Below are 13,113 nucleotides of genomic sequence, written 5' to 3' on the forward strand. Positions count from 1 at the left end.
TATGAAAAAAAGATATCTTTTATTACTCAGCCCACTTGTTTTTTTAGCGGGTTGTTCAACAACACTCGAACAGTGCGATCCAAAAAATACAGATATTGGTATTATGGATAAAATTAGTTGTAATTATTCAGGTAATTACCAAGCTCGTGTTGATCATAAACAACAAATTCTTGAAAATGAAAAAAGAGCCAATCAGCAGTTTAAAGAAATTTATGCCGCTATTGAAAAACAAAAAAATGATAGTGCATTAAGTATTAAACAAAAACAAGCACAACAACAAAAACTGAAAACTGATTTAACTAAACTCACTAACGAAATTAAACAAAAAGCTAAAGGTCGTAATGACCTACAAGCTCAAGTAGTCGATATTGAGCAACAACTTAAAAAAGTGAACAGTTCAAATAGTTCGGAGCTTGAAAAACAAGTTGAGTTAGACAAGTTAAATAAGAAGCTTCAACAATTACAAAAAGCACTTAATATATAACTATATTTGCTTATTTAATAAAAGCTAAAAGACAAACAGAAACAAAAGTTAAATAAGCACCTAAGTAAAAGGAAAAGCATTGGCAATGCAACGAATAACAAGAATTATATTTGATCATAATAATACCGAAAAAAAGTCTTTATTAGATCAATATCATACTTTGTTAGCATTGCTAAAGCCGCATTTAACTGAGCGTACGTTTTCAATTTTAGCTATACCAAGATTAATTGATGATAATCAATATATTGCTTGGCACACTGATTTAGAAGGGCAACCTATTTTATTGAGTGATATCAATAATGAATCACATAAAAATAAAGTTGTAAAAAAACTACAAAATCGGCTCAACGATATTGAACAAGCGGTTAAATTAATTCCTATTACTGATCAACAGCAAGCACTTATTTCATCATGGTTATCTAGGCTAAAAAGTTTAGGTAACTCTATTTATGTCATTAATGATGATCCCGTTATCGTTAATACTTTTGAAGATCCTGTATTGCCTGTTACCACGCCAGTTCCTGCCATTATACCAACATCATTTTGGCGCTGGTGGCACTTTTTATTGTTAGCTTTATTCCTAATAGGGCTATTGGGCTTACTTTGGTATCTATTTTGCCCATTTGCAAAACCTGTCATCACTCAGCCTGTTGAACAAACTACGCCTGAGTCAACTGTTGCAGAACCTATTGTACCGCCGACAAAAAACGATCCTACGGTAAAATTAGAACCTGAATCAACAACACTGGAAAACACCACTAAACAGTGTATTACGCGTGAAGAGATCGCCAATATAACCGATTATTCCAAAATGGTTATGGTATTTGACAACTCTGCATCCATGACGATCACTTTAATGGAATCCCAAGCAGCGATAAAAAAATTCTTGAATGCCAACTTTTATTCAATGACACAAAAACAAGCTGATGCCTATGAAAAGCGCATGACTCGTTTACCTAACCGCTTATCAAGCAGTAAAAAAGTCGCGTTATCGGCCATTGATAAAATACAACCAGAAGTCAACATCGCCTTAGTAACACTCACGTCTTGCCCTGCGGCACACAAGACATCGTTTTATAGTTATGAAAATAGAGATAAATTAAAAAACAAAATTAACAGATTAAAACCATTAGAGTACAACAGTGCAACGCCTTTATATAATGGTATAAAACAAGCCAGCAAAATGCTTGACGGCGTCAATCGTGATGATTATATTTTAGTCATTAGCGACGGCGAAGATAACTGTACCAAAGCCAATATTTGCACCTTAGCAAACAAAATTGCCACCCAACAGCCACGCCTCAAAATAAATATTGTCGATATTGCGGGGCAACACAAAATTGACTGCGTTGCTGAAAAAACAGGCGGTAAAGTCTATATAGCTCAAAGCCCAACTGCTATTGTTGAACAAATGAATAATGCCCTTTCAACGATGAAGATCAGCAAACCAATATGCGAATAATGGCTTTTAAATAATTTGCCACAAGCAAATATCTAATTTATCGCCATTTATATAAAAAATGGTAATAAGAGATGTTTTTAATCGTCAAAATAATACAGTATAAGGAATAAAAAGACCATGCAACGAATAACAAGGATAGCCTTCGATTCCAATAATCCAGATATCATTTCTCAGTTAGAACAATATCATTCCTTACTTTTATTATTAAAACCACATTTAACTGAACGTACTTTCTCAATTTTAGCCACACCAAAGCTAATTGATAATCAGCAATATGTAGGTTGGTATACTGATCTTGAAGGGCAACCGCTTTTACTTGATAACATTGTCAACCAGTCGCAAAAAGGCGAGATTATCCAAACATTACAAACTCGCCTTAATGACATTGAAACAGCAATAAACCTTATGCCACTAAGTAACGAAGAGCAAAATTTAGTTTCAATGTGGCTTCCTAAAATTAAAAGCTCAAGCAACTTAATTTATGTCATCAATGATGAACCTGTCATTGTTAATACCTTTCAAGAGGATGTGCAACCTGAACCTGCACCAATTGTTGCGCCAACACCATTTTGGCGTTGGTGGCATTTTTTACTTTTAGCCTTATTTTTAGTTGGACTGCTTGGCTTACTCTGGTACTTATTTTGCCCACTTGCAAAACCTAAAATTGTGCCTGCTGAGCCAGTATCGACGCCTGTTATTTCGGCACCTGTTGAAGAAAAACAGCCTGAACCTGCGCCAGTTCCTGCAACAAAACCACAAGAGCCTGAGCCAACTGTGGTGCCTGAGCCTATTGCAAAATCTGAACCAGCACCAACGCCAACGCCAGCACCTGTACCTGTACCGAAGGTAAAAAATCCGCCTAACTGCATAACCAAAGAAGAGATGAAAAAAGATTCTAATCCTTCTAAAATGGTTATGGTGTTTGATAACTCATTATCGATGACCGTGACCTTAAATGAACCCCCACAAGAGGTTGAAAAATACTTCCAATATATGTCCTATGGTTATGGTCGGAATATGTCAGAACAAGACAGAATTGCTTATGAAAAACGCATGACACGTTTACCAACTCGTTTATCAAGTAGTAAGAATGTGGCAACCTCGAGTATTGATAAAATACAACAAAATATCGATATTTCGCTTGTCACCTTAACAAGTTGTCCAGCGGCAGATGTTTCGCCATTTTATAATTATACAAATCGAGGAACGCTAAAACGAAAAATAAAACGACTAACACCAACAGCGGCAGGTGGTGGTGGAACGCCTTTATACAGCGGTTTGCAAAAGGCTAGTCAAATGCTTGATGGTGTAAAACGTGATGATTATATTCTCATAATCAGCGATGGCGAAGATAACTGTTCAAAAAATAATATCTGTACACTAGCTAATTACATAGCGTCACAAAAGCCACGGTTAAAAATTAATATTGTTGATATTGCTGGTGAACATAAAATTGATTGCATTGCTAACGCCACAGGTGGCAAGGTTTACATAGCCCAAAGCCCTAAAGATATGATAAAACAGATGAACAAAGCAGTATCAAGTTTAAAAATCAACAGACCAACATGCCAATAAAAAAGCAAACGCGCCAAATCCTTTTATTTGGTGCATTAATTGGCTTTGTGGTTTACAAATTTGAACATTCGGAATGTTTAAAAACAATAAAAACATTTCATTCTTCCTAAAAAAGGATTATTTTTTATCAAAAAACAGTCAGAAAAATTATTGATTTTATTTAAGTTTTTTTTGGTGTTTTTTTACGAAAATCAACTCCGCCACAATCCTTATTCCCAATAAAAAACCAGACATGGTGTCTGGCTTTTTATTTTTTTATCACTGTAACATTTAGAAATCTAAATTTGCCGCTTTAAGGGCGTTTTCTTCAATAAATAGTCGGCGTGGTTCAACTTCATCGCCCATTAATGTGGTAAATAATTGATCCGCTTCAATGGCATCTTTTATAGTGACTTGTAACATACGACGGCTAGTCGGATCCATTGTTGTTTCCCATAATTGTTCTGGATTCATTTCACCAAGACCTTTATAGCGTTGGATCGTCAAGCCTCGGCGAGACTCTTTAATTAACCAATCGACAGCTTCGTCAAAAGAGCTAACTGGCTGTTTGCGTTCACCACGTTGAATAAATGCGCTGTCTTCTAGTAAGTCTTTAAGCTGTGCACCAAGGTGGCATATGTTGCGGTATTCATTGCTGTGAATAAACGCTTGATCCAGCGTGTAATTAGTGTCAACGCCATGCGTTTTGATTTTTATTACAGGTTGGTGTAGCTGGGTCTTTTCGCTGTAGTCAGTTGCATAGTGGTAACTGCTGCCATGTTGTTCTTTGTTTGTTAGTTTTTCAACAAGTGTTTTTGCCCAACTTTCAGCTTGTTGTTGATTTTGTAAAATACTTTCGTTTAAGACACCATGATAAACCAATTCACAAAGCAATGCTTTCGGGTAGCGACGCTCCATTTTAGTGATAAGTTTTTCAACTTTTTGATATTCTGCAATCAGTCGTTCTAATGCTTCACCAGCAAGTGCAGGGGCATGGTCGTTAACGTGTAACGAGGCATCTTCAAGCGCTAGGGCGATTTGGAATTGCGTCATGGCATCATCATCTTTAATGTATTGTTCTTGCTTGCCTTTTTTGACTTTGTATAAAGGCGGTTGGGCAATATAAACATAGCCACGTTCGATAATTTCGGGCATTTGGCGATAAAAGAATGTTAATAATAAGGTACGAATGTGCGAACCATCGACATCGGCATCGGTCATGATGATGATGCTATGGTAGCGCATTTTGTCTGGGTTATATTCGTCACGACCAATTCCACAACCAAGAGCCGTAATTAATGTTCCGACTTCTTGTGATGAGAGCATTTTGTCAAAGCGGGCTTTTTCAACATTAAGGATTTTACCTTTTAGTGGTAATATCGCTTGGTTTTTGCGGTTGCGCCCTTGTTTTGCTGAGCCTCCAGCAGAGTCCCCTTCCACTAAGTAAAGTTCGGATAGTGCGGGATCTTTTTCTTGGCAGTCAGCGAGTTTACCTGGCAAGCCACCTAAGTCTAATGCACCTTTGCGTCGTGTCATTTCGCGCGCTTTGCGTGCCGCTTCACGTGCTCTGGCTGCGTCGATAATTTTGCCGACTACAATTTTTGCATCAGATGGATTTTCAAGTAGGTATTCGGTTAATTTTTCGCCCATAACAGATTCAACGGCTGATTTGACTTCTGATGAGACTAATTTGTCTTTGGTTTGTGACGAGAATTTAGGATCTGGGACTTTGACTGATACAACCGCAATTAAACCTTCACGGGCATCGTCACCAGTAGCACTAATTTTGGCCTTTTTGCTGTATCCTTCAGCTTCCATGTAATTGTTTAATGTGCGAGTCATAGCACCGCGAAAACCAGCTAAATGTGTTCCACCATCGCGCTGAGGTATGTTGTTAGTAAAGCAATAGATATTCTCTTGATAACCATCGTTCCACTGTAATGCTACTTCGACACCAATATCGTCTTTTTCGGTGCTGAAGTAAAAAATTTTAGGATGAATTGGATTTTTGTTTTTATTAAGATATTCAACAAAAGCTTGAATTCCACCTTCATAATGATAATGCTCACTTTTTCCTGTGCGTTCATCAAGTAACTTGATTGATACTCCTGAGTTGAGGAAAGAGAGTTCACGAAGTCGTTTAGCAAGTATTTCGTAAACAAATTCAATATTAGTAAATGTGTCAGGACTTGGCCAAAAGCGAACGTATGTGCCTGATTCTGTGGTTTCACCAATGATGTTAAGTGGTGCTTGTGGTACTCCTAAGTTGTAAATTTGTTGGTGAATTTTGCCATCACGATAAATGATGAGTTCTAATTTATCTGATAAGGCATTAACAACTGAAACCCCAACGCCATGCAAGCCACCAGAAACTTTATATGAGTTGTCATCGAATTTACCACCCGCATGTAATACGGTCATGATAACCTCTGCCGCTGAAATACCTTCTTCTTCGTGAATACCGGTTGGAATTCCGCGACCATCATCACGTACAGAAACTGAGTTATCAGGGTGAATGGTTACTTCAATATGGTGGCAATAACCAGCTAATGCTTCATCAATGGCATTATCGACCACTTCGAAAACCATATGGTGAAGTCCTGTTCCATCATCGGTATCTCCAATATACATACCTGGACGTTTACGGACTGCATCAAGCCCTTTGAGTACTTTAATGCTAGAAGAATCATAAGAATTAGACATGGATTTCTCGACTTAATTGATTGTTTATATCATTCTGTATATTTACAAAATTATACCAGATTTTATGTGAAAAATCTTATCATTTTCATCGATCATATGGCTAATTTGATCTTGACTAACTGCGGTAATAAATACTTGAGAATTTGCTAATTTTAATCGTTTTGCTAGCAAATCACGTTTATTGTGATCTAGTTCTGAAGCAAAATCATCAATCAAGTAAATACAAGATTGTGAGTGTTGTTTTGAATAATATTCACCTTGAGATAACCGTAAAGCACACATCATTAGTTTTAGTTGACCTCGGGATAAAAGATCTTCAACAGGGATATTATCGATACGTAATTTTATATCTGCTTTATGTGGTCCCAAAGTGGTGTAATTAAGCAGCTTATCGCGATCGTACTGTTTTTGTAGCTGTTCGGAGTAATTAATTCCATGCTCCCAACCTTGATAATATTGGCAATTAAGTTGATATTCAGGTAAAAAATCACGGCAAGTCTGAATAATTTCAGGAAAAATATGTTGTAAGTAGTCGGTTCTAATTTGGCTGATTTTTTCGGCAATTGGGGCGATCTCTTTGTCCCAAGGTAATAATTGATTATAACTATGAGCTTGTTTTAGGAGTGCATTACGTTGTTTAAATAGACGTTTTAAATTGTTCCATAAATGAACAAACTCAGGGTGATGATGAAAACATCCCCAATCGATAAATGCACGGCGATATTTGGGACCTCCACTTAATAAATCAAACCCCTCAGGGGTTATTAATTGTATCGGTAATAATTTGGCTAAATCGGCCAATCGAAAGCCTTCATCTCCGTCTATTTTTATTTTATTTTCGTTATTTCGTGATTTTGCAAGACCAATTGAATGGACTTGCTGATTGGTACTTTTTATTTCACTAAATAATATAAGCTCGGGTTGTTCATGTTGAATTATTCGATTTGATTGGGCATGTCTAAATGCTCGTCCGTGTCCAAGCATATAGATGGCTTCAAGTAGACTGGTTTTGCCACTGCCATTATCACCAACAATGAAGTTGAAATGCGGTGATAAAGTGAGTTCTGCGTAATCAATATTACGAAAACGATGAACGTTGATGGTTGATAGCGTCATATACTGTCAATTATTCCGGCCGAAGCCGGAAAATTAAATAAGATTTGATTATAAGCGCATCGGCATAACAACATAAGTGGCAGATTGATTGTTGATATCTTCAATTTGTACACTTGATACCGAATCAGTGAGTAATAGTTGTACGCTATCACATTTCAATGTATTTAATATGTCGAGTAAATAAGTAACATTAAAGCCAATTTCAAGCTCTGATGATTCATATTTTACATCAACAACTTCTTCTGCTTCTTCTTGTTCAGGGTTGTTTGCCGTAATTTTTAGTTGGTTGTTATGAGCATGAAGTCGAATTCCACGAAATTTTTCATTAGATAAGATAGCAACTCGTGATAGGGCATTTCTTAGCTCTTCGCAGGAGACTTCAAGTGGTTTATCTGGATTGCGAGGTAATACCCGTTTATAGTCAGGAAATCTACCGTCAATAAGTTTTGATGTAAAAGTGAAATCACCAAGATTAACGCGTAAGTTGTTATGACCAATTTGCATTGTGATAAGTTCATCGTTATCGTTAACCAATTTTGCCAGTTCAAGTACGCCTTTTCTTGGTAAAATGACCGCATGGGTGGCTTTTGTATTTTGCTCAATGGGTTGAGCACATAACGCTAGTCGGTGTCCATCGGTTGCTACAGTTTTTAGTAGGCCATCTTCAATTTCAAATAACATGCCATTTAAGTAATATCTGACATCTTGATTTGCCATTGAAAATTGTACCGCATCAATAAGTCGTTTTATGGTTCTTTGTGGTACTGAAAGATCAACATCACTTTGCCAATTTTCTAAATTAGGAAAATCGTTAGCAGGGAGTGTTGCTAAAGAAAATTTACTACGGCCAGATTGAATCATTAATCGGTTATCGTCAACGCTTATCGAAATTTTGGCGTCGCTAGGCAGGTTTCGGCAGATATCAAGAAACTTTCTTGCCGGTACCGTAGTTGCGCCAGGTTCGCTTGGTTCGACTAAGGGTAAATGAGAGATCATCTCTATTTCAAGATCCGTTCCCGTCATTGATAGTGTGTTGTCATTAACTTGTAATAATAAATTCCCCAAAATGGGTAACGTCGGACGATTACTCAGTGGGGCGCTGACAAGTTGCAATGGTTTTATCAGTTTTTCACGATCTATAATAAATTTCATAGTATTGATTCTTTTTAAGTTGATAATGTTCTAATTAAATTGGAGTAATCTTCTTTAATTGCATTGCTCTCTTTTTTTAATTCGGCAATCTTTCTGCACGCATGTAATACGGTAGTGTGGTCTCGTCCACCAAAGCCGTCGCCAATTTCAGGCAGGCTTTTGTTCGTCAGTTCCTTGGCGAGCGCCATTGCGACTTGTCGTGGTCTTGCAACTGAACGAGAACGGCGTTTAGAAAGTAAATCTGATACTTTAATTTTATAATATTCTGCAACTGTTTTTTGTATATTTTCAATAGTGACTAGTTTTTCTTGTAAAGCCAGTAAATCTTTTAAAGCGTCTTTAACAAAATCTATGGTAATGGCTTTACCCGTAAAATTAGCGTTAGCAATAACTCGATTAAGTGCGCCTTCCAACTCACGAACATTCGAACGTAGTCGTTTAGCGATAAAAAAAGCGACTTCTTCAGGTAATTTAATATGATTTTCTTCGGCTTTTTTCATTAAAATCGCAACCCGTGTTTCAAGTTCGGGGGGTTCGATTGCAATGGTTAATCCCCAACCAAAACGGGATTTTAGACGATCTTCAACGCCATCAATTTCTTTAGGGTAACGATCTGATGTTAAAATAATTTGTTGATTGCCTTCTAATAACGAATTAAATGTGTGAAAAAACTCTTCTTGGGAGCGCTCTTTATTGGCAAAAAATTGAATATCATCAATAAGCAAGGCATCAACAGAGCGATAATAATTTTTGAACTCTTCAATAGCATTATTTTGTAGTGCTTTGACCATATCTTGGACAAAGCGTTCTGAATGCATGTAGACAACTTTTGCGTTGGCCTTTTCTTCCATTATTTGATTGCCAACTGCGTGTAATAAATGCGTTTTACCTAAACCTGTAGAACCATATAAAAATAAAGGGTTATAAGCTTTGCCTGGGTTTTTGGCCACTTGTTTGGCTGCCGCAACACCTAGTTGATTTGATTTACCTTCTACAAAACTATTAAAAGTGTGTTTATGATTAATACCCGAGCGATAGATATGATTGTGATTTGTTTCTTTTGTTGTTTGCCAAGCAGGTAAAACGTCTGCTTTACGTTGGCTATTTTGTGTTTTTTTATCTTTAGATACGGTTGAACCAACTTCAAGAAATAGTTTCAAAGAGTCATCATTAAAAAGCTTATTTAGTAATTGGGATATCGTAGCTAAATACTTATTTTTTACCCAATCTAACACAAATCTATTTGGTGCATAAATATAGAGTTTATTATCGACCATCTCCGCTTGCAACGGGCGAATCCATAAGTTGAATTCCGTTGTAGGGATTTCTTCTTGTAACTGAGAAAGGCAATCTTGCCAAATTGCGGTAGGCACGGCAACTCCTTCAACTTTTCTTACTAACAATACCGAGAAGCATTATAATCTCTTTTGTGGATAATTTGTAGATCTAAGCCAATATATAATTTAGTTGTTAACAAAAAAGAAGATAAAAAAACCCGGTTTTTAACCGGGTCTTAATGAATAACTAAAAAAAACAAAGATTATTTTGTTGAATCAGTTACTTGAACTTCTTGAACGTTACGTGCTTTAACTTCAATTTCAACACGACGATCTGGAGCTAAACATGCTTTTAAGTTAGCACCACGAAGCGCATTACATTTAGTTCCTGTAACTGGTTGAGATTTACCTACACCACGTGCACTGATTAAATCAGCAGGAACACCTTTAGAAACTAAATATTTCATTACTGAGTTAGCACGTTGTTCTGATAATTTTTGGTTATAGCTATCTGAACCAATACGGTCAGTATGACCAATTACCACTACAGCGCTTTCAGTTGGATTGATTTTAACAAGGTTTGTTAATAAGTTATCTAATGCTTGACGACCTTCAGCTTTTAAGTCAGCTTTTGCATAAGCAAATAGTACGTCTTCATTTAATACATAACGTTTTACTTCAGTTTTTAATTCAACTGGAGCAGGTGTATTTAATGTTGCTAAACGGTAAGTAATACCTAAGCTTACAGTACCTGCATCTGGAGATGCACCAGTTTTAGTGTGAATATGTTGAACATATTGATACTCTAAACGAGTTGATAAATCGTCACTTAAACGATAATCGACACCTAATGCATAAACAGGAGATAAGTCGGTTTCTGTACCATGATCAAGTTTTTCATATTTTTTCACTAAACCGCCATTTTTCCATTTAGCGATAGTGACCATACCACCAGCACGACCATAGATATCTAACCCGTCAACGATAGGGTAGCTTAATTTACCAGTTAAAGAAACTCCTTGAGCGGAAACTTTACTGTGACCTACGTCATAGTTTTTACCTTCATAGTGGAAAGATCTTTTGTATTTAGCAGAGCCTAACCAGTCGTAACCCAATTCAAATGCTAAATAAGGATTTGCCTGAAAACCAAGGAATGCACCACCCGCGACATTGCTGCGATTTGAAGTACTGATTCCAACGTTATCCCATACGCGAACTTTATTTGCATCTAAACGATAAAGCTCTGACCAACCTAATTTAGCACCTACATAAATAGAGTTGTCATCATATGCTGCATTAGCTGCAGTAGCTGTTAAACTTGCAACTGCGATTGCTAGAGCTAGAGTAGTTTTTTTCATTTTATTGCCTCAACTTATATGTTGTTATAGACGATGTTTAGTTTGTTTATTGCTTAATAATTTACTTCAATTACTAAATAAAATAACAATTACTTATTTTTATATAATTATGTTGCACATAATCTGTTGCTAGTATAGCACATGTAATAGGCAAATCTATAGATAATGATAGTGCAATGAAAAAATATTTAAATAGTTTTGTTAAATTATTTTATTAATCGTCATATAAAAGTCATTAATGGTATTGGCTAATGAATTAGCCATAATAAAAAAGTCAGCTTCGAGTTTTTTATCAAACTCATCAGATCCTATATCTTCGTTTTCATCCAAAATAATCGAATCAAATTTAATTCGTTTAAAGGTTAAATCGCTATTAACAATAAAGCTAACACCTCTTTCATCAATAATTTTAATTTTAGTGATCCATTTGCCAGAATCGAAATGAACTCGCATTTCTTCACTTGTGATTTCTTGATTTTTACAACTAATAATGCCATTACCTTCAAGTGGATCTTTAAGCTCGGCTTGATCGCCCAATAAAAACGGTGGAAAATTTAGGTTTTCATTCGTCCATGTGGTCATGATTTGTTCGAGTGGTTTGTCAATCGATAAAGGTGTTAATGCAAGCGAACCAAGCTCTTTGCGTAAAATAGCTAAGATATCTTCGGCTTGTTTAAAGCTACTGCAATCAACAATAATACGTTTATTATTGGTGTCTACCCATAACCAATAGTGGTTATATTTACTAAAAGCCCTTGGCATTAGGTCAATCATAACTTCATCTTTTAAGGTGGCTTTTTCGTTTTTGGTCAACTTTCTACTTAGCGCTTGTTCTTGTTTATCAATTTTTTCTAATAAAGCTTGTTTGATTACAGGAGAGGGCAATATTTTTGTCTCTTTTTTGATGCGTAATAATAAATGTCCTTGCATATCAATAATAAAATCATCTTGATTATTATCATGATAAGGCGAAACCCACCCCATTTTTGTGGTATCTAAATTACCGCATGGTATAAAAGGATGTGATTTGAGTGCGTTTTCAATCGCTTCTTTATTAAGTAATGTATCGTTATTGAGTTGATAAATGATGGCATTTTTAAACCAGAGCATACTTTTCTATTTCCTGAATTTTTTGTGATAGGGAATTTATTTTACCTAAACATTAAACAGCAACCACTGATTATGGCAAGAGGTTATTGTTATCATTTTGTTATTGGGTATAAATCAACATTAGTTAAAAGTTATAAGATAACCCCATATAAACTGAAGTGATAGTGCTATTGTCAACCATAGGACTGTCTGCTGCATCGCCAGTTAATTTGTCGATATGAATACCGCCAAAAGTCGCTATATTTGGGGTTAATGAATATTGTGCTGCTATTTCGGCGTAAGGTGTTAATGAATTATCTGCATTAAAGTATCGTAATTTTGAACGGGATGATTCTTTATGCGAAACACCATAATAATAATCATTATGTTTACTATTAGCCCAGTTTATACCAATAGACGGTGCTATAACCAAATTATCCTGCATATAAGGGACAGTATAATCGGCATTAACTAAAATACTATTACTTTTGTTTAATACATCGGCGCCGATACTACTAGAAAACCCTCCCCAATTGGTCACAATAGAATATTCTACTTCTGCTAGCAATGTTGAGTGACGGCTATTAAGTTGCTTTAATTGGTGATTATCTGAATTATGTGGTTTAAATTCGTTAGATAAGTAGCGAGCACCAATTGAGACACTTTGGTTATCAGCATTATAAGCATAAACTCCAGCCGATAAATCATCGATAAAAAATAGCTCATTATCATAATCGATATGAGGAATAGGATAATAATTATCGCTATAATTTTTATAAGGTGAATTTGTCCAACCAATGCCTAAACCGAGAGAAGATGGCTCTGCTAAAGCAAACTGGGCTGTTCCTAAAGTGATTACAGATAAAATAGACAGCCCACAAAGTATTTTTTTCATTTTTTATGCCTATCTAAAAGGTG

General features: G+C 36.0%; 10 protein-coding genes. 3 read left to right on the forward strand and 7 right to left on the reverse strand.

The genetic code is table 11. The features are described 5' to 3' along the window. Position 1: 1 nt before the first annotated feature. The 3 genes from GQ594_RS07260 to GQ594_RS07270 all read left to right on the forward strand — a co-directional run bounded on the left by GQ594_RS07260 (position 2) and on the right by GQ594_RS07270 (position 3,521). Positions 2 to 484: a hypothetical protein gene (locus GQ594_RS07260; RefSeq protein WP_160411970.1), complete on the forward strand. Its 483-nt coding sequence runs from the start codon at positions 2 to 4 to the stop codon at positions 482 to 484. A gap of 85 nt (positions 485 to 569) precedes the next feature. Continuing rightward, positions 570 to 1,946, forward strand: a complete 1,377-nt coding sequence (locus tag GQ594_RS07265; RefSeq protein WP_160411969.1) for a VWA domain-containing protein — start codon at positions 570 to 572, stop codon at positions 1,944 to 1,946. Between the two features lie 117 nt (positions 1,947 to 2,063). Further along, complete coding sequence (locus GQ594_RS07270; protein ID WP_160411968.1) at positions 2,064 to 3,521, forward strand: VWA domain-containing protein; 1,458 nt, start codon at positions 2,064 to 2,066, stop codon at positions 3,519 to 3,521. A gap of 270 nt (positions 3,522 to 3,791) precedes the next feature. On the opposite strand, the gene gyrB is transcribed toward GQ594_RS07270, so the two are convergent. From gyrB to GQ594_RS07305, 7 genes are all read right to left on the reverse strand, one after another. Continuing rightward, a complete protein-coding gene (gyrB, locus tag GQ594_RS07275) occupies positions 3,792 to 6,203 on the reverse strand; it encodes a DNA topoisomerase (ATP-hydrolyzing) subunit B (RefSeq protein WP_160411967.1) in 2,412 nt (803 codons plus the stop codon). 42 nt (positions 6,204 to 6,245) lie between these two features. After that, positions 6,246 to 7,319, reverse strand: a complete 1,074-nt coding sequence (gene recF, locus GQ594_RS07280) for a DNA replication/repair protein RecF (protein WP_160400788.1) — start codon at positions 7,317 to 7,319, stop codon at positions 6,246 to 6,248. Between the two features lie 48 nt (positions 7,320 to 7,367). After that, a complete protein-coding gene (gene dnaN / locus GQ594_RS07285; RefSeq protein WP_160411966.1) occupies positions 7,368 to 8,471 on the reverse strand; it encodes a DNA polymerase III subunit beta in 1,104 nt (367 codons plus the stop codon). Positions 8,472 to 8,485: 14 nt separating this feature from the next. Beyond that, the gene (gene dnaA, locus GQ594_RS07290; RefSeq protein WP_160411965.1) at positions 8,486 to 9,844 is read right to left on the reverse strand and encodes a chromosomal replication initiator protein DnaA; all 1,359 of its coding nucleotides are present in this window, start codon (positions 9,842 to 9,844) and stop codon (positions 8,486 to 8,488) included. A 167-nt stretch (positions 9,845 to 10,011) separates the two neighbouring features. Further along, a complete protein-coding gene (gene ompA, locus GQ594_RS07295; protein ID WP_160411964.1) occupies positions 10,012 to 11,106 on the reverse strand; it encodes a porin OmpA in 1,095 nt (364 codons plus the stop codon). A 201-nt stretch (positions 11,107 to 11,307) separates the two neighbouring features. Continuing rightward, positions 11,308 to 12,216 carry a recombination-associated protein RdgC gene (locus GQ594_RS07300; protein WP_160411963.1) on the reverse strand — a complete coding sequence of 303 codons (909 nt, stop codon included), beginning with the start codon at positions 12,214 to 12,216 and terminating at the stop codon, positions 11,308 to 11,310. 124 nt (positions 12,217 to 12,340) lie between these two features. Next, positions 12,341 to 13,090 (reverse strand): MipA/OmpV family protein, encoded by a 750-nt coding sequence (locus GQ594_RS07305; RefSeq protein ID WP_160411962.1) that lies wholly within the window; start codon positions 13,088 to 13,090, stop codon positions 12,341 to 12,343. Positions 13,091 to 13,113 lie beyond the last annotated feature (23 nt).

Source organism: Gilliamella sp. Pra-s52 (assembly GCF_009795805.1).
Classification (GTDB): Bacteria; Pseudomonadota; Gammaproteobacteria; order Enterobacterales; family Orbaceae; genus Gilliamella.